Genomic DNA, 21,239 nt, shown 5'->3' with positions numbered 1-21,239 from the left:
ACAAAGCGTGTTAAAGGTCTTAATTTTCTTAATTTCTTAATCCCTTAATGGTTTTTTTATAAACATTAAGACATTAAGGTTAATTAAGGACAAAGCGTGTTAAAGGTCTTAATTTTCTTAATTTCTTAATCCCTTAATGGTTTTTTTATAAACATTAAGACATTAAGGTTAATTAAGGTTAATTGGCTTAAATTGAATCTCGAACTTGTTCGATGTTTCTCTGTAAAACATCTAAATCTTTGTCGATAATTTCCCAAACAATTTCAAAATCAATGCCCATATAGTCATGAACTATTCTATTTCTAAATCCTCTAATCCGATGCCAGTTTACCATTGGAAATTTGTCTCTGATAGAATCGGGAATTCTGTTTGCAGCTTCGCCAATAATCTCAAAATTTCGAATAACAGCGTCAATTGTTTTATCATCCTTCAAAAACTCATCGAGTGATAAGTCTTTTGTATAAATCTTGATTTTTTGAATGGATTAAATTATATCTTCCAATAAAAGAAATGGTTCTCTTTTAGACATATTGAAGCTCTTTTTCAATTGATTTTAAGTGACGCTCTTTAAGACCTTTTTTAGACACTAAATCTACTTTCAAATGTAGAATATTTTCGAGTTCATCTGCTAAATCGACAAACTCTAGTCCTATTGGTCTGTTAAATTCGACTAAAATGTCTAAATCACTTTCTTCAGTCTGCTGATTTCTGGCATAAGACCCAAAAATAGCCAAGTTGCTCAGCCCATATTTAGAGCTAAGTCTTTGCTTATGAGTAAGAAGGGTATTTTTTATGTCTAACAATTTTAGCATATTCAAATTTATGCAAAGATTGTCTTTGATGCAAATGCTTAAAATTAATTCAATTTCTATTTTTTCTGCAAATCTAATTGCTTTTTAATAACAGTATTCCTTGAATTACTCCTTCAAAAACTCATACTCATACACTTTTGGCTTTATTTTATCTGCCAAAATAGCTAATTGACTCCTTAAATTGCCTATTAAGCTCGTATAATGCGCGTCTTCGCTTCGAGCATTCATCCGGCCTTTATCATTCCTGCCTTGGAAATGCTCTCTAATATCATATAAACTGGCATTTACATTCACACCTTTTTGGGCATGATAGTATTTCCATAATTCTCTGCCGGCATCAAATACAGCTGTGGCCTCGGGCGAAAATTGTAAAGGACCATCCTGATTCATTACCATTTCTGCATCGAATAGTGTAGTTGTAGCAATGGACTCCTTCTTCAATTTACCCTGAATGAAATCAGTCATAAAATTGCTGGCAAATTTGTCCTGTGCATTGACTTCGTACTCGGTGAAGGGAATCCAGTGGTTTGTGCCTTCAGAATTTGTAATTCTGTTTTGACCGTGGAAAAGTGTTAAAGCTAAACAATCAGATCGAAATTCACAGTCTGTTTTCCATCCGTCATTTGGGAACTGGAATTGGTCTCTATCATTAAGCCAGGTTGCTTCAATGCAGTGTCGAACAGAAAAATAGATAGATATTGGGATTATATTATTGGCAACAATGTTAATTGCACCACCACGAGCCATTTGATTTATTTTAATAAAAACTTTGGCTTGATTTTGAAAGTCAGGCGGATAATTTGATAATAAACCAATTTTTTCTTTAGACTTAGATTGAAATTTTATAAACCATTTATTTAAACTATTTGGTAAATCGCCATAAAAGTTTTTATTCATATTGAAATTTCCATTTTTATCAAAAACATCAGTTGATATTACATCAATTTTTGATTTTTTTGAAGTATTCCAAATTGTAAATCCTATAGGAAATTTACCTGAGACATTATCAAAAGTTTCAGCAGGAACGATGAAACCGCTTACATAATCTGCTAAAAAGTAATCTTTAAATTTTTTGAAATTGGAACCATTTACAAATTTTAACTTAGAAAATTGACCTAAGGTACAACCAGGTATTTTTTCATAAATATTTGCCATAAATAAAGCAAATATTTCATTTGAAGCATTCCCGATTTTAGGTTTTAACAGCTCGTTTATTTTAAAATTTGTTGTCACACCGCTCTTGTTTTCACCAGTACCAGTAACTGTTTTTGAAGAAGTAGCCTCCGCATACGGCGGATTAATATAAACCACCAACTTCTTCCGTTTTTCCTCATTATTGATGATTTCAAATAAGCTATCGGGTAATTTCCCACCTTTAGAAATGGGAATAAACTCATCATTCAAGAAATCAAATTGAAAGACATTGTTTTTGAGCAAGTTGGCTCCATGATCAATGCGTTCGTGAATCACGCTTACGTCAGCTTGGTCGAGCGTACTGGCGTAAATATGGTATTTATTAGTTAAGCCCGCTAAGAGGTTCCCAGTGCCTGCAGCGCAATCCCAGATATAATATTCGTCTTGCCAGTTTTCGCCCAGGTAGTCGGTTAGGTATTTTTGAGATAATTCTACCCAAATACGAGGCGTAAAAAAGGCGCCTTTGCGTTCTCTGATATCTTGCGGGACTAATAAATCTCTTCGCTCGATGATATAATCTTGAAATTCTTTAAGTGGCGGGCGTTTATAGCGTTTCCAGAACTGTAAATAGCTTTCCTTGTTCTTTAAATTGATGGTCGCATCAAACATTTGCTTGATGTTTTCTTTGGCAATTTTATAACCTTGATTTTTGAAAACTACAAAGAGGCTATCGCGTATAGAGAGGTCATCATCAATGTTTTGCGTGTCTTTATCGTCCACAAAAAGGTCGGCGAGGTAAAAGTCGCTATCCAAAATATTGGCCTTTTTGAGGGTATCCCAATCCACATCAATATTGGGTTTCACTAGTTCGAGCCAGCGTAAATAAATGGGAATGAAATTATTCTTATCAATCTTTAATTTATTGGCTGTAGTGGCCTTAGCGATATTGTTTTTGATATAGGCAATCAGTTCCTTCTCATCCTTTTCATAATCGTAAACGGAAGTATTTTCGGCAAGAATGGTTTCAATACGATTTTTAATGAGCTGAAACTCTTTGGTATCGTGATTGCTGGGTGTTACATTCCAGTTGAAATCGTTCAGGTAAAAAATATCGGAGATATTTATATAGGGGACAAAAGCAATTTTTTTATAGTCGAATGCCCCTAAAAAGGCTGGGGGCATGGTTTTATCGAATGTACGCGCTTTACCGAGGGTTAGTATGAGCTGGACAAACATGGTAGGAATATCAAAATTACCAGTCTTGGCCTCGGCCCAAAGTAGGGGAGTTCTGCCGAAGAGATTATCTTGTTTAGGGAAAACGGTGAAGTCGATATTGCCTAAAATTTCGGTGGTATCGAATTGTTTAAACCACTCGGCCCCGACTTTATTTTTAAGCTCTTCTTCTCGGATATTTTTGTACTTCATTAATTTTTAGAATCGAAATCGATAAATTATGAAGCGAAACTAAAAATAATTAATTGTAAATAATAAAATTGTTGATAAGTGGAGAGGCATTGTGTTTTTTAGGAAAATAATATTAGTTAAGTGTCTGATTATTAAGTTATAAGATATTTTATTTTTATAAAAATATAATTTATGATCTATTTGAAATATAATTTTTAATAAAATCAAAATTTTGAACAGTTTTTTTTAATGGAATTTGAAAACATTTTCCAGTGTTAAAGGCCTTAATATCAACTACATTAAGTTTATTTTTATCCAAATTTTCGAGTGAGAAAAAGTAGGGAGTATCATCAATAACTTTATCTCCATCGCGTTTATAAACAGCAATTAAAATAGGTGTTTGAGTCTCTTTTTGCATATTTAGATGCTTCTTATAATCGGCATATTTGAAATTAAATACAAGATCATCGTTGGTATTTTGGTAGAATGAACGGCATTTAATATCTATTTCTAGGTTTCCATAATTTCTAATTAAAAAATCGCCTCTTTTGAGTTTATCTTTTTTGTTTTCTAAATTATACTGCTCAAAACTTTTAATATCTTGATTTAACTCTTCAAGTATTAGCTTATGATCTTTTGCATGTTTTTTAAACAATTCTTGAGCTTTTAAACCCGCTCGAAACCAATCTTCAGCATAGTTTTTAAAATTTGGGTCATTACCAAGTCTTATAGGTTTCCATTCTTCATTACCTTGATATATAATTGTGTTTTCGCTTATATTATCTAGATATGCGATATCGAGTTCATTTTTAACGTATTGATGTTCAATTTCAGAACCGAAGATATTTATTATGTGGTAACCCATTGGGGGAGGAGGTTTGATGGCTAATTATGATTTGGAATGAGATTGATGGTTTGGATTGAGCTTTTAATTTTTTGCTAATTTCTACTCATTTATTTTGGCAACATTTCTTAAGGGAGATATTAAACTTCAATTTTGTAGATCAATTGTTTGGGACTTTGAGTTGGTGGGCTTTTGAAACACTATACTGTTTGCCAGCGCCCACTTTTATTAATTGCTCAAATGCTCCTATTCGCACTGTCCACCCACTAACGCAAAACCCCTGTTATAGCGAGTTTTTTTAATTTTTTTGGTTCTTCAAGTTTCAAAATAATTTGTTCGACAGATTTAGGATTTAGGGTCAGATTCATTTGTTTGGTCGGTATTAAATAGGTAACACTTAATAGTTCTACAACGTCCTCTTGACTGCCATTAATAGTATAATAACGTTCTATTGCTTCTTCTTCTTTATTTGTAATGATTGAATGTCCGTTAATTGAAATGTCGCTTATTGAATGAAATTTATTATCGATACCAAGGAAATCTAAATTCGTGTCTTCTTTTTCTTCATAGCCTATTTGAATTTCAATTGTTTTTGGCTCTTGTGAAGGTAGAACCACTAGTTTGTCCTTAAAAGGTTGTAGCTTTTCAATAATAAATTCAATTGAGTCCTTTAGCCTCATATTGTCCTGTAGGTCAAAAATTTGGTTAATGAACGTTGACTTGAAATTGTTCTCTCTGAATTTGTTATGTGAATTAAAATAAATTTCATAGAGCATTCCTGAATATAAATGATTTATAACAAAGTCTTTGTACTTAGTAAATGTTTTTCTAAGATTTTCAATTATATCAATTGCGGTGCCAGAACCACCACAAGCTGATTGATAAATATTCCTACCAATCACGAATAATTTATCTTTGTTGTTTTGATTTTCTTTAGTTTCAGACAAATCAACCTTTAAGAATTTTTCAAGTGCTGGATTTTGAACGTACCAATTATATGATTTAAGATTTTCTATTGTTTCTGAAGCAATACTTGAATCATTTGTAGGAAAATAAAAGTCGGCTAATGCGTATTCTGAATAAATTTCATTTTTAGATTTTTCAACACTTTCAGCAATTTCAATTTTGTCCTTTGTAATATCTTCATCAAGTATTACTTCTTCATTATTTGTTTCAATATCCTCTGAAACCTTGGTTTCTTGCAAACTGGCAATTTGTAGAGCTTTTGCAAGTTCAATAAAACCAACTTGTGATTTATTTATAAGAATTTGAGTTAGGGACTCAAAGTTGATAATATGAAATTCCTCAGAGGTAGTAATATTTTTAAACTCAAAAGTAAGTCGAGGGTCAACTACTTTAAATTGAGGGTCATTATTAGGTAAGAATTTTGAATTATCCAAAATCTTGTTTGGTGCATACACCCAATCTTTTTTGTTATCATTTGTAATTAGAATTGCCTTTTTAGAATTAGTCGCCTTGCAGAATTCTAAAATTTCCAACCAAATTATCAAATCCCCGAATAAGTTCAATTCCTTTTTCTCATCTTCAAATCCTGGAGGTAATTTATGATTATATCTGACTTGCCCATATTCAGAGATATACTTCAAAATACTATTCAAATCACTTTGAATTATTGTCTTTTCAAAAACATTTTGAATTTCTGCATGTACGATATATTTATAGGTTTCGTCTTTGGCATTTGCTTTTCCTGCTCCTGATACCTTTTTTAACTTCTCTTCTATTTCTTTTAAATCATTTTGGTATTCTTCTACATTATTATAAGTAGTACCATACAGGCTCTTAGAATCAATATTCATTTTTAGAAATGAACTGATTTCTTTAAATTCTTTTTGGGTAGTGTTTACCTTTTTTAATGGGCTAAAATAATCGTCAATTTGATTTCGGATAAACCTATTTGAATATTCATTACTTGCCCAAAGGGGTGTGTTAACTCTCTTTTTTTCAATTAATGGCACAATCCAATCGAAAAATTCTTTCCGAGCAGAAGAATAAACTCTGAAGAATAGACCAAAAATATTCGTGTCAATAAATATCTGGCATTCATCATCCTCAAGTAAAGCTGAAATTTTTTTTAGGTATTCAGTCTTGTCAATTACAGCTAAGGGAAATTTCATTTTTATATTGTTGTTTCTTTAAAATTGGCTAAAAAATATAATTAAGAGGCCAATAAACTCAATTTACTTTTTTTGACTAAGTTCAATTTTGGTTTTAATTTTATTGTCGCTAAACTATAAATAATTAATTATTTAATTAGTTTACTCTACCAAAATGTTGAAAAATACCATTTAAAGTAATTCAATAGAAATTATTTATCTTTTTAATAAATATAAATGACAATTTTCGAAAACGCTGTTTTTCAGGAGATTAGAGGCAATTTTTTAAAGTTCTGGCTGTGTTTTAAATTGGGGAGGGGATTCTATTTTAAGAAATGGGTGTCTTTGTTGTCAAAAAAATAGAAATTAATGGATTTATAAGGCAATGGATTGTAGATATTAGATTGGATGAAATTTATATTGGGTATTTAGGGGGATATAAAATCGTTAACTTCTTCTATTTGTTTTGATTTAGCTATTCTTCAAAAAAAATCTCACCGAAATCTAATCTCACAAAAAAATCTCTTCCATTTGCGTAGGGTAGTAATTCTTTTTTCTGTAAACGACCGATAATCATTGCGGGATGAGTATTGAACTTTTTGGCAAAAGTCAGAATTCCTTCAGTACTTAATGGAAGAGCATGTAATACTTCTTCTTCTTGTTCTTTTGAAAAAGTCCATTCTATTGCAAAATCATTCGCCTCGGCTTCTTTTTGTAGGTCTGCATCAGAATAGTCAATATCTTCCAAAAAAATATCCTTTTTTCCATGTAATAAAATATGCCCTGCTTCATGGAAAAAGGTAAACCAAAAGCGGTCGTTTTGCTTGTACCTTCCTGTTAATTGTATTAGGGGATTATCGTCTATCCAACGTGTTGCCCCACTCAAAGGTGCTTTTTTAATGCAGGGAGTATAAACCACTTTAACGCCACAAGTCAAACATATTTCTTGCAATTGTTCAAAGAAATTATTGGCTTGCGTAGCCATGATGTTTTTAATTCTTATTAATGCTTTTTTGAATTGAGCTTCTGAATATTCTCCACATTGTATTTGTTTGGCTTGTATTTCACCTTGTCTTATCCATGCAGAAATTGCGTAAGGCTCTTTTGTATGTGCTAATGAAATACGGAATGCTACTTTTAACTGTTGATTGAAAAAATAATCTTTCCAAGCATCGGGCGAGCTTAGTCCAAAAAAGTAAAATAGTTCAGCCACTTTTTCTTCTGCCTTGGTTTTTGAGTTTAGCCATCCACACTTCACCATATCGGTAAAGGGGAAATTTTTAGCCCAATCCTTTGCTTCTTCAAATGCTTTAGCTCTTTTTTCTCTGGCTTTATATTCATCAAAATTGAATTGCCTTTTAATCCAAAAATTAGCTGGTATTTTTAAAACACTTTCAAAAAGGACCGCCATTTCAGGTGTGATTGAACTAGTGCCTTTGAGGATGGCAATAATTGTTTTTTCGGGTTTGCCTGTACGTATTGCAAATTCTTTGGGACCCATTTTTAGCTCTTCCAATTTCTCTGCTAGGGTTTCCCCTGGATGGAATGCGATTTCTGTATAAAATTCATTTATACTTGCCATGATTGCTATTTTATTTTATGGTAATCAACTATTTCAATAATCTCTACACCTTCAATTTGCAACCAAATATATTGCCCATCATCATTGGAGGGTATAGGATTTTCTTGTGGTATAAAAATAAGGCGATAAGGTTGGTCGAGGTCGCATGACCACTGAACCTTTACGTGTGTTTTTAAGCTCGTGGTAATGTCCCGGAAGATATCTCACATCTTCTAGTGTTTCGGCATCTCGCAAATCAGTTAATCTTCTCAAAAAGAGATCAGCTCTTCTTTTGCCCATTTCTTGCACACACTTTCTCACGTCTAGAGCTAATTTTCTTAACTTCTTATCTCCAAATTTTATATCCACTGCAAAAGTATTATTTTTATTTTAATTTACACTAACTGTTAACTATTTATTTATAATTTAAATATGTTTATTAAAATATCTTATTTCAATTGGCCCATTTAAATGCTCGATTTTCTAAATAATTCGTCTCTAAACCATATATTGATATTTTATTTAAAATTAAATTAATTAATTTTAAAATTGTGTTTCTTTATTTAATTGTTGAAAAATTCTATTAATTATTTAAAAATGGAAATTATTTATCTTTTAAATAAATTAAAGCAGCACTAATCGAAAACGCTGTTTTTCAGGAGATTAGAGGCAATTTTTTAAAGTTCTGGCTGTGTTTTAAATTGGGGAGGGGATTCTAATTTAAGAAATGGGTGTCTTTGTTGTCAAAAAAAATAGAAATTAATGGATTTATAAGGCAATGGATTGTAGATAAATAGGGAGGAGAAGGATTCAATGATATGTGGCTTAAAAACTTAAAAACTCAAATTTTTATACTCATGGATTTAGCATTTAATTAGCCAATCGTTAAAATATCATTTTCCCAAGCCCAAACTCAAAAATTTGAAATAATATAGAAGGCTGGATGTCGCATTTACGATTTTCAATACTATAATTAATGCCAAATATTTATATTGAGGTTTGATAGTTCTACTTGAAATTTTACTTTGGCTTTCAAGGCGGTAAAAACTCTCAGTAAAGTTTCCATAGTAACATTACTGGCGTTATTTTCAAGTCTTGAAATTTGAGCTTTTTGTACGCCAATAAGTTTTCCTAATTCTTCTTGTGTTAAATTACGTTCTTTTCGAGTCTGTTTAATTGCTTTTCCAATTAAATCCATTTGAAGTTCATACTCAAAAAGATTTCTTTCCACAGACCCGATTTTACCAATAAGCTCATCTTGAACTTGATCTAATGTGTATGTTTTCATTTTTTCTTGTTTATTTATTGATTTAATTCGAAATATTTTGTTCGTAGTTTAATTGCTTTCTCTATTTCGTTTTCTGGGACTTTACTTCGCTTTTTTATAAATCCATGTGTAGATATAACTAATGTTTGTGTTGGAGAGTTTTTGTCCCAGAATGCTAAAAGTCTATATTGATTTCCTTGATACAAAGTCCTAAATTCCCAAATATCATTTGTCAATTTTTTGAATAAGTCAGAATCATTTTCAGTTTGAGCTTTGCGGATATTGTAAAGGATTTTTTCATAATGTTTTCGTTCTAACCCTTTTAAAAATTCAAAAGCTTCATCTAAAAATATGATTTCGAATAGTTTAATCATTTTTATTCTTTGCTAATTTACTAAAAGTTTCTTTAAAACGAAACTTTTAATTGTTTTAAATACTTATTTTTTATTTTGGCTAATTCAAAGCTTCTTTTTAACCTTAAATGGATTATTGTTTCTGATTGATTAGATTTTGAATTGCGTATTTGGTTCTAAGCCCACCGTTTCACCACTAAATACACCTCAGCATTTAGCTTTAGCACTCCATAATCATAGCAGAAAAAATAGGTATTACCCGATTGTGTTTGGTGCAGGTGGGTGTGATAATCGGGGTTGAAGCCATTGAGGAGTAGGACTTCCTTTTTGATGCGTACTTTCTCGCCGGTACATATTTTAGAAAGCACGCTATGGTTTTTCCGTAAAATATTGTTTACTGGCCTTATGCAGCATTGCTGACCAGCCTTCATGCGATTATTATAATTGCTGCGACATTGATCATCGCAAAATTTCTTGTCGCTACGCCCTCTCAAGGTTTCACCACAGTCTAAACATAATTTTTCCATTTCAATGCTTTTTGATAGCATGAATCTACAATTAGTCCTGCAAAACGGATATTACCGTATCTATCCGTTTAGTTTACGGTAAATTTGAGGCTTTGAGAAGGTGGGGATTTGGGAAATCAAGCAGCTTTCTCCTGCAAATGTTAATTATCTTTATTGAATGTTTCATCAATATAAGGATACACCTAATCCCTTTTAAGAATAGGTGCAATCACATGTTCTTTTGGTGTTTTTAGGAATTATGGCTTTTCTCCCATGAAAGATCAAAATATGTCTTTTTTATAGCGAATAATATGTCTTGAATATTTTAAGATGGTCTGTTTATCTATTTGCTCTTCCATTTCTACCCTAAATAACAAAGGAAGTTGTGTGTATTGGAGTATAAAATTTTCGGTTTGTGGATTATGTTCTCCATTAAACACAATTCCTATTATTGGAATATTTCTATTTCTTAACTCTTGAATTGTTAGGAGCGTATGGTTTATACTGCCTAAATAATTTCGTGATACTACAATTACACTTGATTTAAAATGTGTTATTAGGTCGGCAATAAGTACTTTGTTATTCAGCGGGACCATTAAACCACCGGCACCCTCAATCACTAAATGATTAGTGGTACTCGGTAATTTAAAATCTTCCAATTCGATTTCAACACCATCAATTTCTGCCGAAGCATGAGGCGATAATGGTTGTACTAATTTAAATTGTTCGGGATGAAAAACAGTTTTAGAATTAGAAACTAAGCTTTTCACTTTCATAGTATCTGTATTATCAAGTTCGCCAGATTGAACAGGTTTCCAATAATCTGCTTCCAAATGCTCTGTGATAATTGCTGATATTATTGTCTTTCCGATGTCGGTTCCATTTCCAGTAATAAAAATTGTTTTCATCCCAATAGTCTTTTGTAATATCAATTATAATTTAATGTTAAGAATTATTTTTTTGTAGCTCTTTCCAACCTATCATTTATTGATTTCCCTAATCCAATATCAGGCAATCGTTCGGCTATAATCACGTCTAAATTTAATTTATCTAGAACATGTAAAGCAGCATACAGATTAGTTGCCGCCTCTTGTAAATCACCATGTTCGGTTAATATTTCTTGATGTACAATTTGCGGGTTGTTAATTTTTTTTGAGAGTAATAAAAGGCCAATTTTTTTATTTGAGAATGATTTTATAGCTGCTTCTATATCAGATTCTAAATAAGTACTTGTTAATGGTGCGTAGTGCTTTTCAAGCATTCCGGGAGCATCAGGTGCAATATTTTCTCTTGTGTTAATTATTTTAACTGTTCCGATAGCTTTTTCTATATCTTCAATAGATATTGCCCCCAATCTATATAAAACAGGCATATCGCTTTCAAAACCGATAATGGTTGATTCAATCCCATTTTTGCAATCGCCTCCTTCTAAAACCATTTGCAGACTATTGCCAAAATACTCTTCAACGTGAATTGCTTTTGTGGGACTAATACAGCCAAAAGGATTTGCGCTCGGTGCTGCTAAGGGAAAGTTTAATTGTTCTAATAATGCTAATGTTGTTGGGTGATTAGGCATTCTTATAGCTACTGTATCTTTGCCGGCGGTAATTATATTGGGCACCTTAGAATTCTTTTTTAAGACTAAAGTCAAAGCACCCGGCCAAAAAGCATCGGCTAACAATTGAGCCTTAGGGGGTATATAATTGGTTAATTCATCTAATTGTTTGATTGAGTGAATGTGAACAATTAAGGGGTTAAAAAACGGCCGATTTTTAATTTCAAAAATTTTGGAAACAGCTTCTTCGCAGTAAATATTACCGGCTAAGCCATACACCGTTTCTGTAGGGATAGCTACTAAATCATTATTATTTAAAATTTCTACTGCTTTATCTATGTTATCTGAAATCATCGTTTTTGTTGTATAATTTTCAAAGGTTTAGCTTTTTATTTTCATCAAATTTACAATCATCATAAATTGAATTCCATTTACAAATTGCAAGTTTAGCCATTTTTGTACCATTCAAATTAGAATTCTCAATTTATATTTCATCCAATAAATTTAAGCAATTTTGTTGCTTAAAGCCTTTTTAAGACGATGGTTGTTATACTTTGTAATGCAGCAATAAACCTCAATAGATGTGCATATAGTGCTTATTATCAATTCTTTATGCTATGTTTGAAAGGCGATGATGGGGTTTTTGTGATTATTAATTTAGGTGTTAAATCCTGTATATGTGCTACAAAATATTTGATTTAATTATTAAAAGGCCTTTTTGGAGTTTTGTTGATTTATGCTATTTTCAATAGCTTTTATTCTGTTATTTTTATTTCAGAGTTTAATTTTAATAAGTCAGAGATTAGTTCATTATTATTTTCGGGAGCAATATAAATCTCATCATATTTATTGAACTTAATTATGAGTCCATGTCTTGCCAATGCTGGTTTAATTCCGCTCCACATAGTTTTACCTTTCTGTATTTCTTTTATGCTTGAAATCTCAATTTTCCCTCTTATAAATCCAGAATGATAAATCAGCTCCTTATTTTCAATTTTGTAAAATGTATCAAAATAAATCCAAAATATGATAGTCAAAGGACTCAATAATGGTAAAAGAACATAGGTTTTTTCCGTTAAAGTATTCTTATCAAGAATGAAAATAACAATTGGTAATATCACAGTAGCAATTAATAGATAAGTGATAAATCCTTTTTTATTTGCTTTATAAATTTTCATTTCATTCATTTTTTGTCAAATAAATGGCAATATTTTGCTCTTTTGCGAAGCTTAGGTTTTCAATACTAAACTTCATTAGATGCACAATTTTAAATCTTTCAGTTTATTTCATAGATTATGAAATCTCTGCTTTTGTAAAACGACTTTTAGTTACTCTGGCTATTTGTCCAATCAATATAAGACATTTCAAATTTAATTTCTTCTGCTCCATGTTTCCCAACTTCTTTCCAGCCAGCTTTTCTATAAAATTTTTCAGCTCTTGTGTTAAAATCTGTTCCCAGCCAAACATTTTCTTTGGTTTGCATAAAATACCAGTCCAGCATAGTCTTGTGTAAAACTTGACCAATTCCTTTTCTTTCAAATTTAGGATCTATAAACAAAGCCCAAATATTTTTATCTTTTAAGTCAGCAATAGCAAATCCCACAATTTGATTATCAATTTCACATACCCAACCTTTTCCTCTCACTGAAATAAATTCTATACAGTCTGCGACTGTTACCAAATTTGGATCTGACAAAGTATTTTCTGTAACAGAATTTCTTACGATTTGAATTTGTTTTATGTCTTCAATTTTAGCTTCTCTTATAATCATAAAAATGTAGGTTTAATTTCAAAGTTTTAAAGTGCTTGTGTTGTTGTAGCCTTGCTTATTATTATTCATTTGTTTCAAGCAACCAATTAAATACGTTCAAATGTTTCACTCCACCTCGATTTTGAGTAAATCCATCTGTGGTGAGTATTGATTTTGGATAGTTGTCTTTGATTTTTTCTAATGCTCCAAACTCACGTTCTACAGTCTTTTCATCGCTTAGTTGCCAAGCCACTTGATAATATTCAATATCGCCTGTTTTGGTTTTACAGACAAAATCCACCTCGCTGTTTCGGCTAGTGCCTGTCCAGATTTTATTACCTCTACGAAGCAGTTCCAAGTAAACAATATTTTCTAAAATATGACCTCTGTCGGTGGTGCGTTCTTTGCCCACCAAAATGTTGAGCAATCCCATATCCACCAAATAATATTTTTCCTGAGTTGCCAATTGTTTTCTACCTTTTAGGTCAAAGCGGTTTACTTTATAAAATACAAAACCTGCCCTTAAATATTCCAAATATTTTTCAACGGTAGAGTGATGTATGCTTTGCCCGTCTTGTTTTAAGGTAGTTGAAATATTGTTTGGAGAAAGTGCACTTCCAATGTTGGATGCTACAAATTTTATGATGTTTTCAAAAGCCCGTTTGTCGTTTATTTGGTATCGTTGAGTGATGTCTTTTTCTACAATTGTAGTGTAAATAGCTTCCAAATATTCGTAAATTTTATCGTAACCTTCTTCACGCAATTCAACACCTTTTGGTAGGGATGTTTCATTTACATAATCGAAAAACAATGCTTCGTAATTCAAATATTTATTGCTTGTGTCAATACTTCTTGCTGTTAAGTATTCTTTGAAAGAAAAAGGCAAAATAGAAATCTCAATATAGCGTCCGCTCAATAAAGTAGCCAATTCTCCCGATAATAAAAATGCGTTTGAGCCTGTGATGTAAACGTCTATATTTTTGCTGGCAAAAAGTCCGTCTACCAATTTTTCAAAAAAAGGAATATTTTGTACTTCATCTAAAAAAACATAGTTGTGTTTATCTGTCTGTAGTTTCTTTTTTATATCGAAGTAAATATCATCCCAATTTTTGTTGACAAAATTTTCAGGCAATTCAAAATTGTAAAATTGAATTTGTCTTTTTCCTACACCAAGTTTAAGCAGAGCTTCGCGATATAATTCCAAAAGTGTGGATTTACCCGACCTTCGTAAACCGCTAACCACTTTTATAAGGTCTTTATCTTTATATGATAGTAGTTTGCTTATGTATTCCTTTCGGTTCGTGAAATGTTCCATTAGTCAAATATACAAAATAGAATTATCGAAATTTGCAATAAATACAAGTTTCGATAATTTTAAGAATAATTTCAACTAATTGTTTTCATCTAACGGTATGTGTATTTGTTAAAAAATAGCTCTATTGTTTTTATTACTGTGGCTTTAGTGTCGGCAAAAACTAAATGTGCTGTTTGTGCGGTTGGCTTTTACACTGAGGGATAAATTTTGCATATTTATGATTGCAGGATTTTGTAAACGGGAGTTTCATTTTAGCACTAAGATTCTTAGATAAATTAAGCTGCCTTTAAGCACTTAAACCGCCATTCTATCAATCTGTTCTTGGTGAAAGTTATTTGTTCAAAATCTCAATTATTCTGTTTAAAGATTTTCTTGATTCATCCATAACAGGTAATAATGGCCAAATATGTGGCATTCCTTTTCCTATTTCTACATAATGTTCTACTTCAAGTTCTTTTAGTTTATGGCATAAAACTAATTGATCGGGAAATGTAACATCATTTTCTGCAATAAAAAGATAGCTAATTGGAAATCCTTCAAATGTCCCAAACAATGGAGAAATGCTCGTGTTTTTTAAATTCCCATCTTCTGTACACATCCTTAGCGCACTTAAAAGCCCTTTGATTGCTAACATTGGGTCAGATTTATCCAATTTAGTAATTTCTGAATTTTCAAGTGATGCATCTAAAACAGGAGAAATTAGAATTATTTTAGTGGGTAAATAAATGTTTAGTTTAATTTTTCTTTGAATCAAAGTCAAAATTAATGTAGCACCAGCCGAATCTCCAATTAAAACAATCTCATCAATATGTTTATCCTTTACTGCTGTTTCATATACAAAGTCAATATTTTCGTTTATAGTTGTTATTTTATTTTCAGGAGCTTTGGGATAATCACAGAGCCAAATGTTATAATTTGTTGATTTTGATAGTGTTTTAATGGTATTCCAATGATGTTTTGACGGACCAATAATAAATGCTCCACCATGAATATAAATGATAAGTTTTTTCGAATTACCCTTTATTTCAGTAATTCTTGAATCCATTAATTGAAATGAGGTAAAACTATTTTTTGGGAAAAAATTTTGTTTCGGAATATGAATATCATCCTTCCTCAATAATTGATAATTTATTGGGTCTTGACTAAATAAATTTTTTATTCCTTTAATTTTAAGGACAAATAAAACCAAATAATAGGTAAGGCTTTTAGTCATAATGTTTTCCGTAAAATTTCCACCAAGTGTTTTATTTTAGTGAAGGATAGGACTTTTAGCACTAAACCCCAACATTTGCAAAAGGACTGTTGCTAATGGTTGTTTTCATGAAAACACTAATTATTTGATTTTTCTTGAGAAAATCTTTTTAAATTATTTTTCAAACTTGATTCAATATTAACTTTTTCGTCAAAGAATATATTATCAATTTTGAGACCTCCTTCAGTTATAAATATAATTTTTTCATTCCAGGGCTTTTGGTCCTTATAAAATTTGTTTGATAAGGTTACCAATACTTCGATATTCTCGCCATTCTCTTTAATTTCTTTAATTTTAAAATCAGTAACACCTTCATAAAATGATGAAATATTACTTCCCTCTCTTTGTATAGGCTTATCAGATGGATTTTTACTAGTTGCAATTCGTTCAGAATCTAATATAGTTAGTGAATCACATTTTTTATTTAATTCAACAATTTCTTTAGAAAACAGCAGTGTATCTTTTAATGGATATTTAGATTCGAGGTCACCAACATACATTTTATTTAACATTGAATTAATTATTTCTTGAGAATAATCCTTTTCTGATTTCAAATTTTCTGTTGATTTGCTTTGATTACAAGCAATTATGCTTACAAAAAGTCCAATTAATGTTAGTTTTCTCACTTTTAAGGCTTTCAAATTATTAATTCTAGGTTGTTTGACGAAATTAGTGCTAATGTTTTTGGGGATTGGTGTAGAAGTGCTTAAGGAAGCGGAATCCTTCTGTTAAATTCTAACTTTGCAAGTATAAGATCAGCTTTAATTAAGACCTAAACCTGCTATTTTTGCAAACTGCTGTTGGCACTAGTGCTCTTTTAAAAGTTATATTTTTCTTTACAAATATGTTTTTCAACTTTTATTTTTTCACTATTATTTTTTTTTGAAAATGTGGTTTCGGTTGAACATTCTTTATGGTCATTGTTAAGCCTAATAAATGTTAAGATTGAAATTGTTGAAATTACAATTCCACTTATTACCATTATAAGTTTTAGTTTGTTCATTTTTTATTTTTGTTAAATCAATCGTTTTACTGTTTGTTTATAGTCAGCATGTTTTTTGCCGAGTTGTTCTGTTAGAAACTTTCCTTCAAATCGGATTTGAATTTGAATGGCACAAAAAATGGGGAAGATTACGCTTAGCGGCTACAAGATTTGGCGATTTCCATTCGAAGCACTGAACCGCAAATTTCTTGTAGCTGCTATTAGCATTAATTTATTCTTTTTCGTCCTCTTCTTTTTTGATTATTGCTTGCTCTTCTGCACCTTTCAAATAGGTAGGAAGATTTAGTCCAGCCATATTAAATAAGTCGTTTAGTGGTGGCACCGTTTTCATCATTCCTGAAACAAAATTGGCAGTCGAGGAATTTCCGTTTTCACCTTGTCCGTTTCCCGAATCCCAAACAGTAATCTTATCAATTTTAATATTCTTAACTGCATCAACTTGTGTTTTTACCAATTCAGGGAGTTTTTCTAATAAAAGTAATTGGAATGCTTTACTTGGGTCTCCACCAGCAGCAGCAACAACTTCTTTATAACCTTCTGCTTGTTTTGTAAGTATTTCAAATAAACCTTTTGCTTCTGCTTCCATTTTTGCAAAAATGGCGTCTGCTTCACCCTTTGCATTTTCTCTTATGGTTTCTGCTGCTGCTTGTGCTTCAATGATTGCTCTCTGTTTTGCTATTTCAGCAGGAACTACAATGTTTGCAATTTGCGTTGAACGTTCTCTTTCTGAACGTGCTAATTCAGCTTTCTGTTCGGCTACGTAAGATTCTTCTAAGGCTTTTGCTTGCTGAACTTTTTCAGCAGTTATTGCAATACGTAAAGATTCAGCTTCTTTTTCCCTACGAAGTGCTTCCGAATTTGCAATGTCAATTTTTGCTTCGTTTTCTCCCTTAATTGCGATAGCGTTTGCTTCAGAAATCTTAACCCTTGTATCTCTTTGTGCTTCTGCTTTACCAATCGTTTCATCTTTTGAAGCAGTTGCGATACTAATTTCTCGGTCTTTTTGGGTAATTGCAATTTTTACATCTCTGTCTCTATGTGTTTCTGCTATTTGTGTATCTTTTTCTCTATCAGCTAATGCCTTTCCAGTCTCTCCAATTTTCTCTTGTTCAGCAACACTAATTTTAGCTTCATTAATTGCTTTTGCTGCGGCTTCTTTTCCTAATGCTTCAATATAACCCGATTCATCTTTAATGTCGGTAACGTTTACGTTAATTAATTTTAAACCAATTTTCTTTAACTCGCTATCCACGTTCTTTGAAATATTGTCAAGGAATTTATCTCTGTCAGAGTTAATTTCTTCAATGGTCATTGTTGCAATTACCAAACGTAACTGTCCGAATAAAATATCCTTTGCTAATTCTTGAATTTGCTCGTAAGACAAGCCTAACAACCTTTCAGCTGCTGTATTCATACTGTCTGCTTCTGTTGAAATAGCAATGGTGAAACGGCAAGGAACATCCACTCTGATGTTTTGTCGGCTTAGTGCATTGGTCAAGTTAGCCTCAATTGATAAAGGCTTTAAATCCAAAAAGGCAAAGTCTTGAATTACTGGCCAAATAAAAGCACCACCACCGTGAATACATTTAGCTGATGTGCCACCTGTTCGTCCATAAATGACTAAGATTTTGTCGGATGGACAGCGTTTATACCTTGATATTAATGCTGTAATGGTTACGAATAAAACTACTGCGGCAACTACAATGATAATTATTGGGGTCATATTGATTTTATTAAATTATTTCTACAATTAGGATATTATTGTTTTCTATTTTTACTACTTTAACTACCGATCCTGACTCTATTTTAACGTTTTCGGTCATGGCATCTAACTCGTGAAAAGCACCGTTTACGCTAATCATAATTTTGCCTTTTCCTTTTTTGTTTTCTGGAATCGTCAAATAAACTTCTGCTGTTTTGTTTAGTGTATTGGAAATTTTAAAAGAATTATCCTCTGCTAATTTTTGTACTTGTTTGATAATTACAAAGAATAAATACACAAATAAAATTCCAATCGCTAAAGAAATAATGATTAGTAATGGCTTGTTTAAAATGGTGGTATAAAATGAGATACCTGTCCAGCTAAAACCCAATAAAAAATTTATCAAGTTTCTTAACGAAAAAAGTTGAAATGGAGCGTCTGCTGCACTTAAATCACCGTCAAAGTCGGCTTCAATTCCGTCTGATGAGTCTGCACCCACAAAGGTCATAATAGTCTGTATGATAAAAAATAAACTTGTCGGAATGGCTATAAACCAAAAAGTCTTCTGTAATGTGTCTAAGTTTTCTAATATTTCCATACTTGTAAAATTTATGAGCTTTTTTTTAATGACCGCTAACTGCTTTAAGCCTAGATAAAATTGGGTTCATACACCCTAATTATGCTTAGCTTACCGAAATTAGTTCCCATTTTATTTATTCTCGAATATATTATTTTATCTCATAAAGACATAAAAAATATTAATAAGAAATATAATATAATAAAAAAATAATAAATTTCCAAATTTGCAATCTGTAATCGCTTAAAAAAGAATCTATTACAAGTTAAGCCTCCCAATAAAATTTGAAAATGTTTAAGCTATTCAGGAAACATCATAAAAAAATCTGATAAACTTTTGATTTAAGACAGCTTGAACTAGCTATCTCCGAAAAGAATAGATCAACGATAGAAAATCAGGCTGTGTAATGGCAGAGTTTAATGGTTTGGGGCATGGCGAAGGTGGCGATTTCGAAGCAATCACTGTCAAGCAAGCACAAATTTTGATAGAATCACAAAGCTTGATTTAACCGCTGAGCCGCCAATTTTGGGTAGCTGCTGTTATGCACTGTATTTATCTTTCCAATCATTCAGTAGGTTTAATAATTCTGTCACTTTCAATCCATAATTACTTGCTAAGGCTCCGTGACTATCAGAAAGTGATTTGGAAACAATTTTTCCAAATTCATATTTTGTGTGGTTGTCAACGTAGTCAAACATAACTGCCTTATTTCTTCCTAAGTATCCAATTTTAAATACTTTGACGTCCGACCATTTGGTAAAGTGACTTCGAAACAAACTTGTCATAATAAATCCCTCCTTCGTTAAGGTCAGTTGTGTTGATCCAGGAATTAATTGAATTATAAAAACAATAAATCCTAATCCAAAAAATGATGCAATCAGCCAACCTTTCAGGCTTTCCTCCTCCGCAATCAATATTCCACCAACAATAAAAGCAAGGCAAACTATTCCAAGTAAAATAGTCTTAGTCGCTTTGGGCTTTAATATTTGTGTTTCGTCTGTCATTAATTTTAAAGTCTGTAATTAATATGGTGCATAACTTCTTTATACCCCCTCACAAAATCATCCCAATCCACCCTAGTTTAGGTGGATATGTCTGACAACCCATTTAACGGATATAATTTATATATCCAAAGTAAAAATAATTAATTATAAGTAATTAAATAGATTTTCAATTAGTTAAATACTTTTTGTAATCACATCCTAAAAATTTGCCTTGTTTACTAGCTTTCATACCATAAATGTCCGATTTTCTTGTTTTTTGACATAATAAATGTTTTGTTAGTTCAGTAAATCGGATATAAACGTATATATCCGTTTAGCCTTCGGTTATTATTTTGCTTTCTTCTCACCTTCGTTTTGTCATCAGCAGGTGACCTGAATTTTTGTTTAATTAAAACGTAAGAAGATGAGTAATCTTAGAAACAGTGTACGCTTATTGGGTCATATAACAGAGCCCGAAGTAAAAAAAATCAGCGAAAAAAAGAAAGTAGCTAAATTTTCAATCGCCACAAATGAATCGTACAAGAATGATAAAGGGGAAAAAGTAGAGGATACCCAGTGGCATAACCTCGTGTTGTGGGATGGATTAGCGAGCATTGCAGAATCATATCTGCATAAAGGCTCCGAAATCACGGTAGAGGGGAAGTTAACCAGTCGCTCATACGTCGATAAAGAAGGGGTGAAGCGTTATGTCACTGAAATTATAGTGTCTGAATTGCAGATGCTTGGTAAGAAAGCCGCCGTTTAATTTTCCGTTTGAGGAATCGGAATGTGATTTTTTGGTGAACCTAAGCTTGTTTTTCTCGAAACAACACCAATAGCGGTTTTTTCAATCTTGCGGTTTCTCATGTTCTTTATGAATGTGGGAACTGCAAGGTTTTTTTGTTAGTTATCAGTTGTCAGTTGTCAGTTGTCAGTTGTCAGTTGTCCGTTGTCAGGCTGGGCGGAGAATATTTGAGCTTGAATAGTACTGATGTCTCATATCTCACATCTCACATCTCAGTTGTCAGTTGTCAGTTGTCCGTTGTCCGTTGTCAGGCTGGGCGGAGATTAGTTTGAGCTTAGTACTAATGTCTCATATCTAATGTC

The 21,239-nt window shown here is 31.9% G+C and carries 22 protein-coding genes; 1 reads left to right on the top strand and 21 read right to left on the bottom strand.

Annotated elements, in window-relative coordinates; genetic code table 11:
• Nucleotides 1–187: 187 nt before the first annotated feature.
• The 21 genes from QZ136_RS04055 to QZ136_RS03955 form a co-directional block, all read right to left on the bottom strand.
• Nucleotides 188–472, bottom strand: coding sequence for a HepT-like ribonuclease domain-containing protein (locus tag QZ136_RS04055; RefSeq protein ID WP_291400611.1), 285 nt, complete (start codon nucleotides 470–472; stop codon nucleotides 188–190).
• Between the two features lie 49 nt (nucleotides 473–521).
• Nucleotides 522–812 carry a nucleotidyltransferase family protein gene (locus QZ136_RS04050; protein WP_291400609.1) on the bottom strand — a complete coding sequence of 97 codons (291 nt, stop codon included), beginning with the start codon at nucleotides 810–812 and terminating at the stop codon, nucleotides 522–524.
• A 105-nt stretch (nucleotides 813–917) separates the two neighbouring features.
• Entirely contained in the window at nucleotides 918–3,371 is a 2,454-nt protein-coding gene (locus QZ136_RS04045; protein ID WP_291400608.1) for a hypothetical protein, read from the bottom strand.
• 169 nt (nucleotides 3,372–3,540) lie between these two features.
• Nucleotides 3,541–4,215 carry a hypothetical protein gene (locus QZ136_RS04040; RefSeq protein ID WP_291400606.1) on the bottom strand — a complete coding sequence of 225 codons (675 nt, stop codon included), beginning with the start codon at nucleotides 4,213–4,215 and terminating at the stop codon, nucleotides 3,541–3,543.
• A 245-nt stretch (nucleotides 4,216–4,460) separates the two neighbouring features.
• Nucleotides 4,461–6,329 carry a PIN-like domain-containing protein gene (locus tag QZ136_RS04035; RefSeq protein ID WP_291400604.1) on the bottom strand — a complete coding sequence of 623 codons (1,869 nt, stop codon included), beginning with the start codon at nucleotides 6,327–6,329 and terminating at the stop codon, nucleotides 4,461–4,463.
• A gap of 454 nt (nucleotides 6,330–6,783) precedes the next feature.
• Nucleotides 6,784–7,890 (bottom strand): ImmA/IrrE family metallo-endopeptidase, encoded by a 1,107-nt coding sequence (locus tag QZ136_RS04030; RefSeq protein ID WP_291400602.1) that lies wholly within the window; start codon nucleotides 7,888–7,890, stop codon nucleotides 6,784–6,786.
• 81 nt (nucleotides 7,891–7,971) lie between these two features.
• Nucleotides 7,972–8,238, bottom strand: coding sequence for a hypothetical protein (locus QZ136_RS04025; protein WP_291400600.1), 267 nt, complete (start codon nucleotides 8,236–8,238; stop codon nucleotides 7,972–7,974).
• A 604-nt stretch (nucleotides 8,239–8,842) separates the two neighbouring features.
• On the bottom strand, nucleotides 8,843–9,157 hold the full coding sequence (locus QZ136_RS04020; RefSeq protein WP_291400598.1) for a helix-turn-helix transcriptional regulator: 315 nt from the start codon (nucleotides 9,155–9,157) through the stop codon (nucleotides 8,843–8,845).
• 14 nt (nucleotides 9,158–9,171) lie between these two features.
• Complete coding sequence (locus QZ136_RS04015) at nucleotides 9,172–9,510, bottom strand: type II toxin-antitoxin system RelE/ParE family toxin (protein ID WP_291400596.1); 339 nt, start codon at nucleotides 9,508–9,510, stop codon at nucleotides 9,172–9,174.
• A 155-nt stretch (nucleotides 9,511–9,665) separates the two neighbouring features.
• Nucleotides 9,666–10,016, bottom strand: a complete 351-nt coding sequence (locus QZ136_RS04010; RefSeq protein ID WP_291400593.1) for a hypothetical protein — start codon at nucleotides 10,014–10,016, stop codon at nucleotides 9,666–9,668.
• Nucleotides 10,017–10,276: 260 nt separating this feature from the next.
• Complete coding sequence (gene bioD / locus QZ136_RS04005) at nucleotides 10,277–10,903, bottom strand: dethiobiotin synthase (RefSeq protein ID WP_291400591.1); 627 nt, start codon at nucleotides 10,901–10,903, stop codon at nucleotides 10,277–10,279.
• A 44-nt stretch (nucleotides 10,904–10,947) separates the two neighbouring features.
• Nucleotides 10,948–11,904, bottom strand: coding sequence for an L-threonylcarbamoyladenylate synthase (locus QZ136_RS04000; RefSeq protein WP_291400589.1), 957 nt, complete (start codon nucleotides 11,902–11,904; stop codon nucleotides 10,948–10,950).
• Nucleotides 11,905–12,305: 401 nt separating this feature from the next.
• Nucleotides 12,306–12,728, bottom strand: coding sequence for a PH domain-containing protein (locus QZ136_RS03995; protein ID WP_291400586.1), 423 nt, complete (start codon nucleotides 12,726–12,728; stop codon nucleotides 12,306–12,308).
• Between the two features lie 146 nt (nucleotides 12,729–12,874).
• Complete coding sequence (locus tag QZ136_RS03990) at nucleotides 12,875–13,321, bottom strand: GNAT family N-acetyltransferase (RefSeq protein WP_291400584.1); 447 nt, start codon at nucleotides 13,319–13,321, stop codon at nucleotides 12,875–12,877.
• A 61-nt stretch (nucleotides 13,322–13,382) separates the two neighbouring features.
• Nucleotides 13,383–14,615, bottom strand: coding sequence for an ATP-binding protein (locus QZ136_RS03985; RefSeq protein ID WP_291400582.1), 1,233 nt, complete (start codon nucleotides 14,613–14,615; stop codon nucleotides 13,383–13,385).
• Nucleotides 14,616–14,946: 331 nt separating this feature from the next.
• Nucleotides 14,947–15,828, bottom strand: coding sequence for an alpha/beta hydrolase (locus tag QZ136_RS03980; RefSeq protein ID WP_291400581.1), 882 nt, complete (start codon nucleotides 15,826–15,828; stop codon nucleotides 14,947–14,949).
• A gap of 116 nt (nucleotides 15,829–15,944) precedes the next feature.
• Entirely contained in the window at nucleotides 15,945–16,493 is a 549-nt protein-coding gene (locus QZ136_RS03975; protein ID WP_291400579.1) for a hypothetical protein, read from the bottom strand.
• A 191-nt stretch (nucleotides 16,494–16,684) separates the two neighbouring features.
• Nucleotides 16,685–16,870 carry a hypothetical protein gene (locus tag QZ136_RS03970; protein WP_291400577.1) on the bottom strand — a complete coding sequence of 62 codons (186 nt, stop codon included), beginning with the start codon at nucleotides 16,868–16,870 and terminating at the stop codon, nucleotides 16,685–16,687.
• 211 nt (nucleotides 16,871–17,081) lie between these two features.
• Nucleotides 17,082–18,593 carry a flotillin family protein gene (locus QZ136_RS03965; RefSeq protein WP_291400575.1) on the bottom strand — a complete coding sequence of 504 codons (1,512 nt, stop codon included), beginning with the start codon at nucleotides 18,591–18,593 and terminating at the stop codon, nucleotides 17,082–17,084.
• Between the two features lie 10 nt (nucleotides 18,594–18,603).
• Nucleotides 18,604–19,170, bottom strand: coding sequence for an NfeD family protein (locus tag QZ136_RS03960; RefSeq protein ID WP_291400573.1), 567 nt, complete (start codon nucleotides 19,168–19,170; stop codon nucleotides 18,604–18,606).
• A gap of 518 nt (nucleotides 19,171–19,688) precedes the next feature.
• A complete protein-coding gene (locus QZ136_RS03955; RefSeq protein ID WP_291400571.1) occupies nucleotides 19,689–20,153 on the bottom strand; it encodes an STM3941 family protein in 465 nt (154 codons plus the stop codon).
• Nucleotides 20,154–20,556: 403 nt separating this feature from the next.
• Here QZ136_RS03955 and ssb point away from each other — a divergent pair, with 403 nt between their 5' ends.
• Nucleotides 20,557–20,898, top strand: coding sequence for a single-stranded DNA-binding protein (ssb, locus tag QZ136_RS03950; protein WP_291400569.1), 342 nt, complete (start codon nucleotides 20,557–20,559; stop codon nucleotides 20,896–20,898).
• Nucleotides 20,899–21,239: the final 341 nt, after the last annotated feature.

The organism is Daejeonella sp. (genome assembly GCF_017495225.1).
In the GTDB taxonomy this organism is placed as follows: Bacteria; Bacteroidota; Bacteroidia; order Sphingobacteriales; family Sphingobacteriaceae; genus Daejeonella.
Note: the sequence above shows the minus strand (reverse complement) of the source record. Positions and strands in the feature narration are given on the sequence as shown.